The sequence below is a fragment of the Methanoculleus sp. UBA413 genome (genome assembly GCF_002502935.1).
GTDB classification, from domain to species: Archaea; Halobacteriota; Methanomicrobia; order Methanomicrobiales; family Methanoculleaceae; genus Methanoculleus; species Methanoculleus bourgensis.
Map to the genome: position 1 here is coordinate 1 of NZ_DAQR01000049.1, position 17088 is coordinate 17088.

General features: G+C 61.6%; 17 protein-coding genes. 13 read left to right on the plus strand and 4 right to left on the minus strand.

From position 1 onward, the window contains the following. Window positions 1-40 precede the first annotated feature (40 nt). Together BP858_RS03680 and BP858_RS03685 are read left to right on the plus strand one after the other, a co-directional pair. On the plus strand, window positions 41-721 hold the full coding sequence (locus tag BP858_RS03680) for a small multi-drug export protein (RefSeq protein WP_286878874.1): 681 nt from the start codon (window positions 41-43) through the stop codon (window positions 719-721). Window positions 722-1036: 315 nt separating this feature from the next. Further along, complete coding sequence (locus BP858_RS03685) at window positions 1037-2518, plus strand: PAS domain S-box protein (RefSeq protein WP_286878875.1); 1482 nt, start codon at window positions 1037-1039, stop codon at window positions 2516-2518. A 517-nt stretch (window positions 2519-3035) separates the two neighbouring features. On the opposite strand, the gene BP858_RS03690 is transcribed toward BP858_RS03685, so the two are convergent. Further along, entirely contained in the window at window positions 3036-3719 is a 684-nt protein-coding gene (locus BP858_RS03690) for a M48 family metallopeptidase (RefSeq protein WP_286878876.1), read from the minus strand. A 61-nt stretch (window positions 3720-3780) separates the two neighbouring features. Here BP858_RS03690 and BP858_RS03695 point away from each other — a divergent pair, with 61 nt between their 5' ends. Together BP858_RS03695 and BP858_RS03700 are read left to right on the plus strand one after the other, a co-directional pair. Next, complete coding sequence (locus BP858_RS03695) at window positions 3781-4422, plus strand: hypothetical protein (RefSeq protein WP_074176183.1); 642 nt, start codon at window positions 3781-3783, stop codon at window positions 4420-4422. A 171-nt stretch (window positions 4423-4593) separates the two neighbouring features. After that, the gene (locus tag BP858_RS03700; RefSeq protein WP_074175902.1) at window positions 4594-4905 is read left to right on the plus strand and encodes a hypothetical protein; all 312 of its coding nucleotides are present in this window, start codon (window positions 4594-4596) and stop codon (window positions 4903-4905) included. Here BP858_RS03700 and BP858_RS03705 read toward each other — a convergent pair. Then, window positions 4892-5323, minus strand: a complete 432-nt coding sequence (locus tag BP858_RS03705; protein ID WP_074175901.1) for a DUF61 family protein — start codon at window positions 5321-5323, stop codon at window positions 4892-4894. The genes BP858_RS03700 and BP858_RS03705 overlap by 14 nt on opposite strands. A 274-nt stretch (window positions 5324-5597) precedes the next feature. Here BP858_RS03705 and BP858_RS03710 point away from each other — a divergent pair, with 274 nt between their 5' ends. The 8 genes from BP858_RS03710 (at window position 5598) to BP858_RS03745 (ending at window position 13490) form a co-directional block, all read left to right on the plus strand. After that, window positions 5598-6515: a M28 family metallopeptidase gene (locus BP858_RS03710; RefSeq protein WP_286878878.1), complete on the plus strand. Its 918-nt coding sequence runs from the start codon at window positions 5598-5600 to the stop codon at window positions 6513-6515. A 157-nt stretch (window positions 6516-6672) separates the two neighbouring features. Further along, the gene (locus BP858_RS03715) at window positions 6673-7539 is read left to right on the plus strand and encodes a class I SAM-dependent methyltransferase (protein ID WP_286878879.1); all 867 of its coding nucleotides are present in this window, start codon (window positions 6673-6675) and stop codon (window positions 7537-7539) included. A 202-nt stretch (window positions 7540-7741) separates the two neighbouring features. Continuing rightward, window positions 7742-9247, plus strand: a complete 1506-nt coding sequence (locus BP858_RS03720) for a glutamine synthetase family protein (RefSeq protein WP_286878880.1) — start codon at window positions 7742-7744, stop codon at window positions 9245-9247. A gap of 410 nt (window positions 9248-9657) precedes the next feature. Further along, window positions 9658-9972 (plus strand): hypothetical protein, encoded by a 315-nt coding sequence (locus BP858_RS03725; RefSeq protein ID WP_074176181.1) that lies wholly within the window; start codon window positions 9658-9660, stop codon window positions 9970-9972. A gap of 94 nt (window positions 9973-10066) precedes the next feature. Then, window positions 10067-10453, plus strand: a complete 387-nt coding sequence (locus tag BP858_RS03730; protein ID WP_074175898.1) for a YybH family protein — start codon at window positions 10067-10069, stop codon at window positions 10451-10453. Between the two features lie 492 nt (window positions 10454-10945). Continuing rightward, entirely contained in the window at window positions 10946-11638 is a 693-nt protein-coding gene (locus BP858_RS03735) for a lactate utilization protein (protein ID WP_082864956.1), read from the plus strand. Window positions 11639-11906: 268 nt separating this feature from the next. Continuing rightward, window positions 11907-12731 carry a mechanosensitive ion channel family protein gene (locus BP858_RS03740; protein WP_286878881.1) on the plus strand — a complete coding sequence of 275 codons (825 nt, stop codon included), beginning with the start codon at window positions 11907-11909 and terminating at the stop codon, window positions 12729-12731. A 231-nt stretch (window positions 12732-12962) separates the two neighbouring features. Then, the gene (locus tag BP858_RS03745; RefSeq protein ID WP_286878882.1) at window positions 12963-13490 is read left to right on the plus strand and encodes a hypothetical protein; all 528 of its coding nucleotides are present in this window, start codon (window positions 12963-12965) and stop codon (window positions 13488-13490) included. 225 nt (window positions 13491-13715) lie between these two features. Here the strand turns inward: BP858_RS03745 and BP858_RS03750 are convergent, their stop codons facing one another. Together BP858_RS03750 and BP858_RS03755 are read right to left on the minus strand one after the other, a co-directional pair. Beyond that, a complete protein-coding gene (locus BP858_RS03750; RefSeq protein ID WP_286878883.1) occupies window positions 13716-15185 on the minus strand; it encodes an RNB domain-containing ribonuclease in 1470 nt (489 codons plus the stop codon). Between the two features lie 161 nt (window positions 15186-15346). Beyond that, complete coding sequence (locus tag BP858_RS03755) at window positions 15347-16198, minus strand: class I SAM-dependent methyltransferase (protein ID WP_074175894.1); 852 nt, start codon at window positions 16196-16198, stop codon at window positions 15347-15349. Window positions 16199-16363: 165 nt separating this feature from the next. On the opposite strand from BP858_RS03755, the gene BP858_RS03760 reads away from it, so the two are divergent. Next, window positions 16364-17020 (plus strand): hypothetical protein, encoded by a 657-nt coding sequence (locus BP858_RS03760; protein WP_074175893.1) that lies wholly within the window; start codon window positions 16364-16366, stop codon window positions 17018-17020. The last annotated feature ends 68 nt before the right edge of the window (window positions 17021-17088 follow it).

The window sequence follows — 17088 nt, forward strand, 5'->3', positions numbered from 1 at the left end:
CGCCGGAGAGGGGGAGTGACCCCGGGCCGGGACGGCAGTCATGCAGCGGGTCGGCGTCAGGAGCGATGGGGGGTCCGATGACCGGCCGGGCTGGCTGAAGGTCTCGGTCCCGTTCCTGCTCTGCGGAGTCGTATTCGTCGGAGCGGGTCTCATTCTCCCGACAGAGCAGTGGCTCCTGCTCTTCTGCATGATGGTCGCCTACGTCGTCCCGCCGCTTGGCCGGGAGACGATCATCCCGGCCGGTATTCTCCTGGGCATCCCCTGGTGGCTGATCGCGTTCACCCTGGCGTTCCTGGATTTTGCCGGCGGGCTCTTCATGGCCTGGAACTTTCCGCTGGTCCTGCGCATCCCTTACGTCGGCCCGTGGATCCAGCGCTTCATGGCGGCGGGCAGGACCTACCTGGACCGGCGGCCGTGGCTTGAGCGGTTCTATTTTCTTGGTCTCATCATCTTCGTAAGCATCCCCTTTGACGGGTCGGGGAGCATCGTCGGCTCAATCGTCGGGAGGATGCTTGGGATGACGAAGACAGAGGTGCTCTCCTGCATCACTATCGGTGGGGTTATTGGGAGTTTTGCCATCGCTCTCGGCATCGATTATATCACGAATCTCATCCCGGCAGAGGCCGGACCCTGGGTCTCGCTTGCTGTCTTCCTGGTGATAGGCACCGCACTCCTGGTGATGTACCGGGGCTACTCGCAGATGCGGGAGACAGACGCCTGACAGCTCGCCTGTGGTTTCGCGCGGGCCGGGGGTGCTGCAACCCGAATAGAAAGGATATTATACACCTCCATGGATTAATCAACCATCCGGTCCGGCTCCTTCCGGACCAGGATCCGGGACGCGGCAGCATCTGCCCCATCCGGAGCAGCGAGGGGCGGCAGTCCGGGTCTGCCGTCCCGGGACGATCAGGGTATGGAACCACAAATGATAAACACCCCCCCGGCCGTTGAACCTCTACGGCCTCGGGACCGCCGGGGCGGAGAGGATACTGCCGCCGCCGGGATGTTGTTTGACAGTTCAGGCGTTACTTCCGCGATGCTTGAGCAGGTGATCGAGGCCTCACTCTCCGGGATCTGCATCGTCGACCAGCAGGGACGTATTGCCTTTGCAAACAGGGCGCTGCTTGCCACCTGGGGCTATGACCGCCAGGAACTGGTTGGAAAGCCTGCAGACCTCCTCTGGCTCTCCCGGAGGGATGGGCCGGACTGCATGGGCTGTGCCCTCTCCACTAGACGGTGGGGCGGGACGGTAGTTGCCCAGCGGAAAGACTCGTCGCTCTTTGATGCCCGGATCTCGGTCAGCACCGTCCGTGATCCCAAGACCGCTGATACCTGGCTCCTCCTCTCCTGTCTCGACGTCACCATGCAGCGAACGGCGGAGAATGCATCCGGTCACCGCCGCGACCTCGAGCGGGCTATCGCTGCAATGCCCGCACGTTTCATGGATCCCGCGCGGATCGATATGGCAATCGATGATTCGCTCGAGGACCTTGGCCGCGCGTGCGGGGCATGCAGGACCTCTCTCTCCCTCTTCAACGATCCCAGGACGCTGCTCGGGACAACGCACGAGTGGTGCATGCCCGGGCAGAAGCCCGGTCGTGGGGAGTTTCAGAAGTTTCTCACGAGCGATCTCCCCTGGTGGGCCGTGCGGATCCTGGAGGGTGAGACCGTACTTGTGGATGGGAAACCCCGGGATCGGCGGATGCCCGGGCGGGAGCGCGAGTTCCTGAAGCGGCGCGGCATTACCGCGACACTGATGGTCCCGCTCCGGCTGGAGACGAGAGTCGTCGGGTTTGTCGGGGTTGACCGGGACACCGACGGTCGGTTCGCGGACGAGGATGTCGCGCTCCTGGATGCGGCCGTCCATATCATCGCCGGTGCGCTTGAGCGCAAGCAGTCAGAGTATGTCTTCCGGGAGTCAGAGAACCTCTACCAGATCGTCCTTGATGCCATCACCGACGCCGTCACTGTCGTCGATACCGGGCTCACCATCCTCCTTGCGAATGACGCCTTCGTCGCCTGGTGCGAAGAACTCGGGCTGGAGACGAACGTCGCCGGGAAGAACCTCTTTTCCGTCCTGCCGTTCCTCTCGCCCACTACAAGGCAACAGTACGAACGGGTCGTACGGACCGGGCGGTCGTTGACATCAGAGCGGTCCTTCAAGGTTGGCGACCGGATCATAACCCTCCGGGAGATACGGATCCCGATCTTCGAGCGCGGCGAGGTCACCCGGGTCATCACCGTCGTCCGTGATATCACCGCCCAGAAGGAGGTTGAAGACCTGAAATCAAAGGCGTACGCCCAGATTGAGCGGAACATGGAGCAGTTCGCCCTGCTTGCCGACCATATCAGGAACCCGCTCCAGGCGATCACGGGGTATGCCGAACTGATGGATGATCCCGGGGCGACAGAGAAGATCCGGCAGCAGACGCAGCGGATCAACGCGATCATCGACCAGCTTGATGAGCGGTGGGCTGAATCACGGAAGCTCTCGATGTTCTGGCGGAGATACTCCTGAGGCAGTCTCCAAACTCTCTGCAGACCATCTCTCGGCGCTCCTCCCGGAGAGGTGTTTCGCATGAAAATCGCAGTTAGATTAAAACGGGGTTCTGTTTATCGCATTTCCAGGCACAGATCTCCCCTGGTATACGCCCGAGCACTGCCTCCGCCCCCTCAGGGGATGGGTGGGGTGGGGCGGGGATGTGCGGGTACCGCCTTGCGTGAGACAGGGGAGGGGGCCCGGCCCCCCTCCCCGTCAGCCCCACCCCCAGGGGCGATACCCACCACGGTCCACTGTATGGGAACAAGTCCGGGGAAAACGGGGTTCCGGGGATAACCTACATTCCACCTGCCCCCCCTAGAAGGTCGTCTCTAGGGGCCGCTCCAGGACACGGGCTTTCCACCGGATAGCCCCCCGCTCCCCTGGGTGTGCAGTGCTATGGTCTGTAGTCCCTAGCAGGAGAAGACCGCAGGTCCTGGACTTGCGGCGTTCTTCCGGAACGGGGCACGAGTATCGCCCTCCGGAGCACCCCGCTTCACTCTGTGCCCTGGAGCGAACCCCAGACCAAATTCCGCTCGAGGATGACCCAGTAACGCCGCAGTTCGGCCTCCGCAGCCCTGTGGTCGGGGTAGTGGTTGTCGACCAGTCGCCAGAAACGTGCCGAGTGGTTCTGCTCCCGGAGGTGGGCCGCCTCGTGGACAACGATATACTCCCGCAGGGCGTCGGGGAGGGCTACGACGCGCAGGTTGATGTTGAGGTTGCCGAGCGTAGAGCAGCTCCCCCACCTGGTTCTCTGGAGTTTTATTGCAATACGCCCCGGCCCCTTCTCCGTAAGGTCAGGGTAGGCCTTCAGGCGGTCGGTGACCTCCTCCTTCAGCATCCGGGTGAGGTTCCTTTTGAGGGCGGAGACGGATGGAGAGGTGACGTCCCTGGAAACCTCGTCGACCGCAAACCGCACACCGGGGACCATGCGGTAGAACCGCCCGTGCAGGAGGAGCTGGTCCTCCCTCCCGCGCCCTCCGGCTGCCAGCCGGTCGAACCTCTCGCGTTGCTCCTCGATCCAGACCACGTTGCGCTGCAGGAACCCCCCGACGTCGAATGACGGGGGAGCGACCACCCGCAGGGTCCCATCCGGCCGCACCTGGAGCCGGGCAGACCGTACCGCCTTCCGCACAACGGTCGTGCCTGCCGGAACCCGGTTCTCCTCTCCCCGGTTCATGATACCAGATACTGGGAAGGGGGGTGAGAAAAAACCCGTGATCGGCACGTACCTATACCTGATGGCAACAAAGAAGTACTGTGGGGCTCCCGCTCACGGAAGGGCGGGCGCGGAGGGTGGTAGCATAACCAGGAGAGAACTCAAGATCGGCGATATCGCGCAACTCATCGGGATCTCCGAGCGAGATCTCCGGGCACTTATCCAGACCTACGACAGCCTCTTCACCTACCGGACCATCGGCCCGGTCAAGATCTTCCCCGAGAACGCGGTCCTGATCGTCAGGAAACTTATCGACCTCTCCGGCAAGGGTTTCACGCCTGAAGAGATCGCCCTGGAGGTTCGTTCCGGCGGCGTCCCGGCCGCACCTGAGGAACCGGCGGCTGAGGTCGACCAGACCGGTCTCCAGCTCCCGCCCGAGGTGGTGATCGACATCCGGGTGATGCAGGAGACACTGGCCCGACAGGAACGCCGGATCGCGCACCTGACCGCTGAGATAGAGCGGGAACGGGAAGAGAGGAGGGAAGAGACCGACTGGCTCCGGCAGACCATCGACGGTCTTCAGGAGCAGCTCGCGGTCGTCGCGGAGTGGGTGGACTACTTTGACCTGCAGATGGATGAGGTCACCCTGCCGGTGCTTGAACGGATTGGGCGGGCTTTCGGGAGAGAGACTGACCCCGGAAAGCGTTCCGGCCGCTCCGGTTAACGGGAATGTCGATCCGGGCACCGTAAAATCACGGGCATGCGATCTCGGGGCACCAGACGCAGGCTCGCCGGGAACCCGCTAAAGATATCTGATATCAGTAATACTATATAGCACCACATAGTATAAAAAATAACAAATTTTAAATAGGATCCCCGCTATCCGGCATGCGAGGTGATCAAGATCTACCAGCAGAGAATGGCTGCAGCATTGACCGTCGCCATCCAGATGCTTGTCATCGCCGGATTTATTGCCTGCATCGTTGTCGGACCACTGGATCAACCCTCCCCCATAGCCTCACCGGATGATGAAATCCGGAACGTAGGCTACCGGTCCGCGAGCATCTCACCGGCTGCCTACGACGTCGTCGTCCACCAGTCGGGGACCTGGCCGGTGGATCCCCTGCCGGAGACTGGGGGGAGCGGGAGCCCCGGATCGGGCCTCATCTCTTTTCCGGTGCACCCCGGCCCGCCTATCCCAGCATGACCTGCATGGCCGTCGGGTACCGGTTCATGATGGCGTACACGATGGGCTTTGCAATCCAGAGCCTCCCGCCCTGCATCCTCCGGAGAGGACTGATCTCTTCCAGGTGCTGGAGGGCCTGAAGGGCAGCCTCATCAGCGAGGAAGAAACTATCCGGGACTGTTGAGTCGAAGTAGAAGAGGATCGGGAGCCGGAGCCGTCCCTGCAGTTCCCGGGGGAGGCCCTGCTCCAGCCCAAGAAGGGTGCCCCGGTCGAAGTTGTACTCGCTCCCGCCTTTCGTGACGGACGATGGGTGTTCTTCTCTCAGGAGATGGGAGAGGCGTTTTCGCTCCGCAACAACCCCGTCGTTGATCCTGCCGATCTCGAGCCGCATCCACCGCATGAGGGTCGGCTCGTCGCCTGCTGATGGTTGCAACGACATGTATGCTCCTTGTGATGGTTCTTCCCGGATCCCGGGTATACACACCAATCTCTGTCATGAGGTATATACCTGGCCCCGGAGGGGCTGCCTGCGGCGGCAGAGATACTGCCTCCTTTCCCGGAAGATCCTCCAGGATGGTTCTTCTCTCCCGGTCTGGTGCCCCCCGTCGCCCGGGCGAAAGTATATATCACCCGGTTGCGAATCGGCATTCTTTGTGCGATCCTTCATGAAATGCGATCCCGTGCATCACCGATACACCGGATTCCGGAGAACGTTGTGCTGCGCCCTGCTGATCGCCGGCATGGCGGTCCTCCTCATGGCAGCTCCGGCGGGCGCCACCGGCACGCCTGCGTATGACCCCGCCATCGCGGAGATTATCGCCGAGATCAATGAGTCTGAACTCCAGCACACGACATTCACCCTGCAGGAGATCCCGACACGGGCGTTCGGGTCTGACGGCAACCGGGCGGCGGGAGAGTACCTCTATGCGAGGCTTGCCGATATACCGGGGCTTGAGGTAGAGTTCCAGGGAGGTGAGCTCAACAACATCATCGCCACGCTCCCGGGGAGCCCCGACGCCTCCGGCGGGGTCGTGATGGTGGGGGCACACTATGACAGCACGTCTTCCGACCCGGTCCGGGCACCCGGGGCCACCGATAACGGGTGCGGCGTCGCGATCGTCCTGGAACTCGCCCGGGTGATGAGCGGGCACTCGTTTAACCGGACGGTGCAGTTCGCGCTCTGGAACGCAGAAGAGGGTGGACGCTACGGCAGCACCGACTACGTAGCCAATGTGTCAGTCCCGCCCGTCCTCTACCTCAACTACGACTCGGCCTGCTACGACCCGGAGAACCGTTTGGTCCTTGATATCGTTTACGACGAGCGATCGGCGGATATCGCAGCGCTCATGGCGGACCACAACACCCTCTACGCCACGAACTTCACCCTGACCGAGAACCATCATACCTGCGCCTCAGACCATATATCCTTCCAGGCACGGGGATTTCCAGCGGTGACGACTCACTCAGAGGAGCACGGTCCCGCTCATACTCCTGAAGACACCATTGACCAGGTATCGTTTGACTACGCAACGAGGAACGCTCAGCTCGGCCTCTCGGTGCTGGCTGCAAAGGCCGGGCTCCGGGACGACGATGGTGGTGCCATCATCCCGAAGGCCCCGCCTGCCGGGTAACAGCCGCATGGGACCTCGGAGAAGGATTTTTCCCGGAATCAGTCGTCTCCCGGGACACTGCCGCTCTCCTCCTGATGCGAGATCTCTTGAGGTTATTTGGTTTACAAAAACGGATTATAACCACATTTTTGTTAACTCCCATCCCATCAAAGAATAGATGACCGCCTCAAGCGTGGATGCGAAGCTGGACTGGAATGAAGTCTGGCGCTCCAGGATGGAGACAAGTACCGCCCTGAAACGAAACAAAGGATGCTCTGATTTCTGGAACGACAGCAAGAGAGCCAGGAGCCGTGCCGCCTCTTCCACCGGGGACGACTGTGAACGCGTCGCCTGGGTAACCTCCTCTCTTCCGGTCACCCCGGAAGCCCGCATCCTCGATATTGGGGCCGGCGCCGGTGCGATCGCGGTCCCGCTCTCGCGTCGGGCGGCGGCGGTCACGGCGGTCGAACCGGCGCGGGCGATGCGTGAAGTCATGGAGCAGGTCGTCAGGGAAGCCGGGATCGAGAACATCACGATCGTAGGCAGGCACTGGGAGGAGACCAACCCGGAACGCGACCTCGACCCGCCCTATGACGTCGTCTTTGCGTCATTCTCGCTCGGAATGCCTGACCTGAGGGCGGCGATAGAGAAGATGAACGCTGTCTGCTCGGGGACCGTCGCCGTCTTCCATTTCGCCGGGCTGCCCTACTGGGAGCAGGTCATGCTCGATACCTGGCCGGCCCTCCACGGGGTGGCGTACCTGCCGGGGCCGAAGGCTGACGTCATCTTCAACCTCCTCTACCAGATGGGTATCTACCCTGACGTCTCGGTCTCCTCGTATGAGCACAGGCTCAGCGTCCCCGACCTTGATGCCGGGGTGGATGCGCTCAGGGGGCGGCTCCTCGTCGAGACCCCGGGTCAGGAGGATACCCTCAGGGAGTATCTTGCCGCCTGCCTCATCGAGGAAGACGACGGGCTGGTGCTCAGGCACCGGGTGCACCGTGCCTGCATCAGGTGGGAACCGCATCCTTCTGGGGGTGCCTGAGCCTCCTCAAAGGGGCCCGCGGGCAAGGGATCAGAGCACGGATTGGATGCGCTCCTGAGGCTGCCCATACCTCCGGGTCCGGTGGTTGAGGCCGGCTATCGCTCCGGGTGAGGGCGGGGCCTCCTCTCAACCGCTGAAAAACCCGGGTCGTTGATCATATGAGAGTACGCTTTTATACGGTCGAAACTAACGTTAGAAAATTATGAGAGATTCTGAGATCCTGATGAACCCCAGTGATCTGGTCCGTTTTCTCAAAAAGGGGCCAGCAGAGTTTACAAAGGAGGATATTATCAGGTTCTGCGAGGAGAACAGGGTGGAGATGGTCAACTTCCGCTACGCTGCCGGGGACGGCAAACTCAAGACTCTCAACTTCGTCATCTCCTCAAAGGAGCACCTCGACACCATCCTCTCGGATGGAGAACGCGTCGATGGCAGCAACCTTTTCTCGTTTATTGAGGCCGGAAGCAGCGACCTTTATGTGATCCCGCGCTACCGGACGGCTTTCATGAACCCCTTCGCCGAGGTGCCGACGCTTGAGTTCCTCTGCTCCTTCTACGACAGTGACGGAAAGCCGCTCGAGAGTTCGCCTGAGTACGTGCTCCGCAAGGCAGACGAGGAGTTCACCCGCCGGACCGGGTGCACCTTCAAGACCCTTGGCGAACTTGAGTATTACGTCATCAGTCCACGGGAGGATCTCTATCCCAGCCGCGACCAGAAAGGCTACCATTCGGCCGACCCCTTCGTCAAGTTCGCGGATCTGCGGGACGAGGCGATGCGGTTGATCGTCCGGGCCGGCGGCAGGGTCAAATACGGCCATTCGGAGGTCGGGTGCTTCTGCAACGGCGACACCTACTACGAGCAGCACGAGATCGAGTTCCTGCCGATGCCGGTCGAGCAGGCGGTCGAGCAGCTGGTCATCGCCAAATGGATCCTGCGGATGCTTGGCAGCCGGTACGGTGTCGAGATTAGTTTTGCCCCGAAGATCACCGTCGGGAAGGCAGGGAGCGGCATGCACTTTCACATGCTCGTCGAGAAGGATGGCCGGAACCTTGTGGTCGAGGACGGTAGGTTAAGCCCGCTCGCCCGGAAGATGATCGCTGGTATTCTTGATGCCGCCGACGCCCTGACAGCCTTTGGGAACAGCATCCCGACCTCTTATCTCCGCCTTGTCCCCCACCAGGAGGCGCCGACGACGATCTGCTGGGGCGACCGCAACCGCTCGGTCGTGGTCCGCGTGCCCCTCGGCTGGATCGGCGTCGACGGCATGACCCTTGATGCCAATCCCTGTGAGGACCGCTGCCGGGAGGAACGGTCGTCGAAGCAGACGTTCGAGTACCGGGTCGCCGACGGTTCGGCCGATCTCTACCTGACCGTCGCCGGGCTCATCGTGGCGGCGCTGCACGGGATCACCATGCCTGGTGCGCTCGAGGCTGCCGAGCGGCTCTACGTCAGCGGGAACATCTTCCGGCCCGAGTTTAAGGAGCGTCTTGCAGAGTTCGACCGGCTCCCCGCCTCCTGTGTCGAGTCTGCCGAGGCGCTCGAAGCAAAACGGGCGATCTTCGAGGAGAACCGGATTTTCCCGGCAGGTATGATCGACAGCAGGGTCTTTACCCTGAAGGCCTTCAACGACCGGGACCTGAGCGAGAAACTCTACGGCAACAACGAAGCGATCCGGGAACTGGTCGAGCAGTTCCTCCATGTGGCGTGAGAGCCCGGTCTGTCCGGGCTCCTGCGGAATACTTTTTTGATGGCCGATCCCCGGGGGTCCTTCTCCTGGATGATTGCGGTTAACATTTCAGGCGTCCCGTATCCTCACGCGGAAGTTCGCGAAGCCTTGACGCCCGTGTAGCCTCTCCCCGCCTGTGGCTGACGATCCGCCCCATACCCGCAAAATAGGGTGAAATGGTCCACTCCTGACACCCGGCACCGGCAGCGCGTGACAGTCTCCCGGACGGAGAGGGCGGCATGGGCAAGGTATTATTAGGAGGCGATCCAGAGGAGGTGGCTCTCCGGAGTGAGGTGGGGTTCCGGTCTGGGAGAGGAGGCGGCCTCAACAGATAGCGAGAGGTCGTGCAGAACCGCGGCGGTCCCACCTGTCCGGGTGGTGGAGGAATGTATATGAAAGGCGGAGCAGAAGAGAGAATGGCAGGAGAACCGGGACCGGTCACGTTTACGTGCTACCGGATCACCCCCGGCGAGGAGGAGAGTGCCCCTGGAGAGGAGATGAACGCCTACAGCGTCGTGGTGCTGCTGCCCGGCGGGGAGTTCAGGCACCAGGTCGTCTGGGCGGGGGCCCCTGAGGATGTGGGTGACGCGATCCGGGTCCCGCCCGGCTCAAGGGTGATCATGACCGAGATGGCAAACGCACTCATCTGGGACAGTGGGCCGGTGGAGGCTGAGAAAGTGGCCCCGGAGGCTGCACCCGCCCCCTGATCTTTTCTCGCGAGCGGGCCGGCAGGAGACCGGGTTCTGGTCTATCGGTCCGCATTTTGCGTTTGAGAGGAGAACGATTTACCGAGGGTAGGACATGGTTACTGACGAAGTGAGAAAGGCCATCGATGCGAATAACAGGAGATTCTCTGAAGGATTCCTGAAGGGCGATGCCTCAATAACGGCATCCGTCTTTGCCGGAGACGCCGTAGTCTTCCCGCCGGATGCTCCCATGATCCAGGGGAGAGAATCGATCGAGGAGTTCTGGAGGACGGTCATGGCGTCAGGCGTGAAGGAGGTAGAATTAACCACGATCGAACTCTCCGGGAGCGGCGATTATCTGCACGAGAGGGGAACGGGTATTCTCAGGGTCCGTCCCCCGGGTGGAACGCCTGCTGAGCAGAAGATTAAGTTCGTTGTCGTGTGGAAGCATACAGCGGATGGCTGGAAGAATATCTGGGATATCTGGAACTCATCTCCCTGATGTGGGGAAGCAGTACGGCATCCACCGGTTCCCGGTGACTCGTGCGGATATGGAAGTGCGTCGGGGAGATGTGCAGGTTTTCCCAGAATTTTGAGAGGATCGGAGAGGGCAGAGAAGCGTCTGACCCAGCAATCTCGCTCAAGTAGACCCCCGACCCACCAGGTGTCGTCCACGGGAAGGGCGTAGCCAATCTTCAACTCTTCGCGGTTTTCGTGATCCGGGTTCAGCCAGACGAAGACGATGACCCCCTCCTCCGTCGCGTGCGGTGTCCCTGAGCGCCCGGATGTTCTCCATCCCGAAGGGATCCCGCCTCTCGATCTGGGACAAAAAACCACCCCGGAATGTCTCTTAGCATACAGGAGGGGGTATCGAGCACCTTCCAGGCCGAAAGGTCCTCGTGTGGGCCGCAACAACCTGCATGGTTCTCCGCGGCAGGCCCGGACCATGGAGAGGTATATGTAGGGGTGCATCCCTCGTGCCCGGGGTGATCGGATGGCAGATGTTACCCAGCAGATGGTGCATGTTACCAGGCACAGTGCAGTCAACCTGATGGCTGATGCCGGGGTGGACGCGAGGCAATGGAGCCGGATCCCGGACGACGCAACGATCAGAAAGACGGTTGCAGCAATCGAGGCACGGAACATGCGAGTAATCCTTGCAGAGACGGCAGGGGATGCGCTCCAGGCCGTCATGGACCTGATTCCAGAAGGGGCCGAGGTCATGAACGGCACCTCGACGACCCTGGTCGAGATCGGGTTTGACCGGGTGCTCGAAGAGAACCCGAAGGGCTGGCGGGATTATCACGCGATCGTTACGGCCGAGAACGATGAGAAGAAGCGGCACGCCCTCCGCCGCAAAAGCGTGGCCGCCGACTACTTCCTTTCAGGGGTTCAGGCGATTGCTGAGTCAGGCGAGGTCGTCGGGTGCGACAAAACCGGGAGCAGGACGGGGGCATGGCCTCACGCCGCGGCCCACCTCATCCTCGTCTCGGGGGCAAACAAGGTCGTGCCGACCCTCGATGATGCGCTCCGGCGGTGCCGGGAGTACGCCCTGCCTCTTGAGGATCAGCGTGCCCGGCGCGTCTACGGCACCCCCAGTGCAATCGGGAAGTACGTGATCCTCGCCGAAGAGGTTATTGAGGGGAGGATAACCCTGGTCCTGGTCCGGGAGCAGCTCGGCTACTGAACCGGGCGGCCCAGCACATTCAGCCGCCAGGCTTGCGATAGTCGGGGCGACGGCACCCCGCGGCAGGATTATGCCGGTGCTCTCTTTCGAAGTACAGGTTCGCCATGACCACAACACCTGCCCGGTGTGCCCCGGCGTTGCGGAGACCCTGCCGTTCTCCGGTCAGACCCTGCGGCGGCGGTGCGGACACGGCTATGCCGGCACTTCTCCTCCATTTCCCTATCCGGGGGTGCAGTATTATCTGACCTCCCGTGCCACCTTTTAGTGCATGGAACTCGTAGATATTCTTAACACTACCACCATTCCGCTCTCTGAGATTACACTTGAAAAGGTCATTCTCGCCGTGATCGTCGTCGTGGTTGGGTGGATCGTTGTGAGGGTGCTCATCTCTGCTTTCACAAAGGCACTCTCCCGGGTGTCGCACCTGCCCGAACTGGTCATCGAGTTTCTTGTCCGCTTCCTCTCGGTCCTGCTCTACGTGATCCTTATCCTCGTTGTCCTCGCGACGCTCGGGGTCGATGTCTCCTCTGTGGTGCTCGGGCTCTCGGCGGTGATAGGGCTCATCCTCGGCTTCGGCCTCCAGGACACTATCACCAACCTCGCCGCCGGGGTCTGGGTGGCGGCTCTCCGTCCCATCGATAAGGGCGAGTTCGTCGAGATCAAGGGCATCTCCGGGACGGTCACCTCGGTCGGCATCATGGCGACCGAGCTCGTGAAGGCCGACAACACTTACATCACCATCCCAAACTCCCTCGTCTGGGGAAGCCCGGTGATCAATTCCAGCCGCATGGATACCCGTCGTGTCGAGGTCAAGGTCGGGATCGCCTATGATAGTGACCTTGACCTGGCAATCAGGGTCGCCACCGACCTGATGGCAGCCCACGAAGCGGTACTCCCGTCGCCAAAACCAGCGGTCGTCGTCAGCGAACTGGCTGACTCTTCAGTGAACCTCTCCCTGCGGGCGTGGACGGAGACGTCAAACTACTGGCGGGTCCGGGGGGACCTGACCCGCGACATCCTCCGGGCATTCCGTGAGAACGAGGTTGAGATTCCCTTCCCACAGGTGGATGTCCATCTGGATAGGGATCAATAGGCCCCTTCTTTTTTTGCGAATTCGCGTCAGGGACCTTCCCGGTCCGGCAGGACTCTCTATGGGCAATCGTCCCCGTGGTTTAAGGGCTCTCTCCCTCAACGCAGAGGTTCTGGCGATCCCTCCTCCCCGGAAACAGATCGCGGTTGTGTCCTGATATGGGGTGTCTGTCACCGGGATGTTCTCTGACCGGGTTCATTCCTTGCCCGCATTGCGGGCTGAAAAAGCCCCAGGATGCTCTCGGTGCGAGGGGCAGGTGTCTCATATGGTGTCGTCTTCCGAAGGCCAAGCAGGCAACTCCGGTTAAGGAAAGGCGCGTTAATATCTGTCAAATTAACACCGAATGCTACTAAAATTGATTTTTTTAAAAGAAGGCTATTTATAACAAACGGTGTAAAAAGGTACAGCGGAGGTAGAATTGTGGCAATAACCGCAATAATGAATATAATCGGTGGACTGGTATTGTGTGCAGGAATTATAGGGGCCCTGCCCGTTCTCGGTGGCTTCCTTGAGAAGGCAGGCAAATTCCTGGGCGGTTTCCAGGTCATCATAGGGATCATCATGATGATCCTCGGACTGCTGGGGATCTTCTCACTGCAGGGTATAGTTGCCTTCCTGGTCGGGGTCATCCTCCTGACCGGTGCGTTCCACGTGATCCCGGCTCTCGGTGCGTACCTCGAGAAGTTCGGTACGTGGCTCGGCGGCTTTCAGACGATCATCGGTGTCATTGCGATCATCATCGGTGTCCTGGGGCTTCTCTGAACGGATTCACCTGCAGGGGTGAAGGGGGCAGAGCAGAAATTTCTAGGGGCTGAAAGCCCGGGATGAGCACATAGCCCCCCCTCTTTCTTTCAAGATCTTAACGGTCTTTGACGCTATTTCACCGTGAACCAAGAGGAGTTCCGGGCTTCAATTGGCTGGAGACGGTACACCCCGTGAATAGTCACCGCCTGGCTCCGGCCAGGTCACCGGGAGGGCTCTCCTCCCTCATCCGGTATGCTCGAAGTCGATGAAGCCCCTGTACGGGTCGGTCGCCATCAGCCGGACACGCACTCTCTGGCCGACCCGCAGTCCCTGCTCGCCCTGCACGACCCTTCCTTCGGCCGGCGGGTCGATCAGCCTGACGTACGTCCCCTTCTCTGAGGCACCGGTGACAAACGCCTCAAACGAGTCGCCTATCCTGTCCCGGAGCAGGACCGCGGCCGCAGCCTTCCTGACGAATCGCTCGACCTTCTGGGACGCCTTCTCCCGGTCGGTCATCCGGAGGGCGAGGTCATCGAGTTCGGAGGGGGCATAGGGAGGGTAGCGCTCTCCGTCGATGACCGATTTAATCAATCGCTGGATGATGAGGTCGACGTAGCGCCGGTTCGGGGCGGTGCCGTGGGTGTAGTCGGTGACGGCGAGGGCGAAGTGGCCAACCGGCTCGTCACCCGGCCGGAACGCCACGTACTCACCTGCTCCCATCAGTTTCACCACGGTCAGGGAGAGGTCGGGGAAGCGGTCGGGGTCGGCCGCCTTCTGCCGGATGAGGAACTGTGTGAGCGCCACCGCGTCCGGCTCGGCTGGCAGCGCCTCACCACGGTCCGCCGCCTCCCTCGCGATCCCATCCCAGTTCTTTGGTGTGCGGACGACCCGGTGGATCATGGGGAGACCGGCGTCGCTCAAGAACGCCGTCACAGTGCCGTTCGCTGCGACCATGAACTCCTCGATCAGGCATCGCGCACGGTTCTGCTGCTGGATGACGAGACCGCCGACCCGTCCGTCCGTCATGACCGGCTCTGCTTCGATGGTCTCGAGGGCGAGCGCTCCCTGCTCGGTCCGGCGCTTCTTCATGCGCATGGCAGCCTCGTCCTGAAGGAGGACCTGCTCCGCGAGGCCGGACGTCTCCCTGACCGTCCGTGGGACAGGGCCGGTTCCTTCCAGCCAGTCGCCGACCTCCTCGTAGACGAGTTTTGCCTGGTTCCTGACGATCGCCCGGTAGATATCGCCGGGCCTGGTGCTCCCGTCCAGGAGGACGGTGTACTCGATGACGATCGCCATGCGGTCCTCTCCGGGGAGGAGCGAGGTGAGGCCCGCAGAAAGGCGGTCGGGGAGCATCGGAAAGGTCTCGACACCGGTGTAGACCGAGGTTCCGTTATGGCAGGCGTGCCGGTCTGTCTCTGATCCCTTAGGAACGCAGAGGTCGACGTCGGCGATCGCAACCCTGACCAGGATCTCTCCGTTCGACCCTTCTTCACAGACTTCGATCTGATCGAGGTCCCGTGAATCGTGGTTATCGATCGATGACCAGAGGAGCGACCGGAGGTCGCGGGGGTCGCCTGGGGCGTCCCGGATGACTTTCGCGGCAAGAGCGCCGATTTCCTGGACGACGGGCGGCGGGAACTCCGGGATAAAGCCGTAGTGATCCATCGCCGCCCATGCGATGGCGTTCAGGTCGACATGGGGATAGTTCTGCATCTCTGTGAGAGATTCGTCTGGGGGTATATAAAGAGTCCGGGAACGTGAGCCCCTCCGGGAGGGCCGGTCTGCCGTTTCATGAGCCTGTCCAGTGTCAGGGCTGCGAAATGCCCTGGAGGCGCAAAGACTGTGGACGGTGGAGCGCTCTCCGGCGCTGATAGCTATCGGCCGGTCATCTGTTCACCCTTTACCCACCAGACCGCGGCGCTCGGCCTTACCGTCGTCTCGACGTACTTCCCGGACTCGTTCCGGGAGAGCACCCGGTCGAAGTACTCCCGGATGGGCGTGAGGTCCTCCTGGTCGGGGCTGTGCCTTGCCGCCCAGGTCCGGGCGGCCTCTTCGACTGATTCGTAGACCGTGTCCTTGCCTGCGTGGTAAATCCTGACGTTCGGGTAGATCCCGGCGTCATGGAGGATATTAACTGGATAGATGTAGTCCGGGTACCCCTTCCGCATGGCCGCTTCTTCCCCGAGGACCGCCCGGTACAGCGCCATCTCGCCGGGGCCCCGCCACTCGCCCGCGTGCCAGAAGAGGTAGACCGCCCGGAGCGCGGCGGCGTCGAGTTTCTCCAGGGCGGCGGTGAGGTCGTAGAAGCCGAGCGAGAACGCCGCGATGACGACGTCGTGCGGCTCGATATCCTGACCGATGATGGCATCCTCCCAGCGCATCGTAACCGTGGAGTAGTTGGTCAGCCCTGCGGCGGCCATCTGCTCACGGAGGATGGAGAGCATGCCCCCTGAGGGGTCGAGGGCCGTCACGTGAGCAACGATGCGGGCAATCGGCACGGCAAGCCTCCCCGTCCCGGCGCCCACGTCGAGCACGGTATCCTCCGGCCGAAGGTCCAGGACTGCGAGTTCCTGCTCCGTCGCCCCCTTCTCGCCGCGGGTGGCCCGCCGGTAGGCGGCGGCGCGTTTGTCCCAGACAGCGGCGGGATCGCGGTCCCTTGCGGCGTGTTCGGGTGAGCTCGCGTGGATCGCTTTCCAGAGCTCGTTCCAGTCGATGATCCGATGCATAACTGTTCCTCTCACCCCGGAATAGCATAAGCGCTCGCCCGCGGCAGCGCCTGGAACCAGGGGTGATGCCCATGGCTGTCCGGGATACGGGACTGCAATGCTCCATGCGGCCCTGGGAGTATGTTCATATCGGATGATGGTATTCTGTCGTGCAAAGGACAGCGTATGCCCCTCGCAGATTATATTGGGAGGTACTGGACGGGTGCTGAGGTCATGTACGGCGTGATCATCGCCATGACGTTCACCAGCGTGCTGCGGGGGTATCCGGAGATATCCGGGCTTATCGTCGGGAGAGTCGTAGTTGCAGCCCTCTTCTGTTGCATCGCCTGGGGTATTGCAGACGGGATGTTTTACATCTGGGAGCGGAGCTACATCATCCGGCAGGAGAACCGCATCATCGAGTATTCGCGATCCGGCGAGCGGAGGGGTTCAGCCCTCTCCCTTATAGGAGATCAGCTGGACGATACGGTCCTCCGGAATATACCCGAGGGTGACCGGCTCCAGTTCTACGAGAGGCTCTCGCAGTTCCTGTCTGGCGTGGAGGGCCGGAAGAAGATGTCTCCCCGTGAGGCGGCGACGATCATCCTCGGCACCTTCCTCCTCTCCGCGGGGGCCGGTGTGTTCGTCGTCTTGCCGTTCTTTATCATAGGTGATGTCGGGCAGGCCCTGATTGTCTCGAACCTTGCAGGGATCTTCCTGCTCTTTGGTATCGGCTACATGAGGACGCTTGATAGGAATTTCTTCTCGAAAGTGCTGTACGGGTTTGGGTCATCGTCCATCGGGATCATAATCGCGGTGATAACGGTTGTGCTGGGCGGCTAGAGATGCCCGGGAGACAGTGAGTGCGGCTTCCTGCCGGGAGCAGGGATGCGATTACGTTGGCGAGTCCT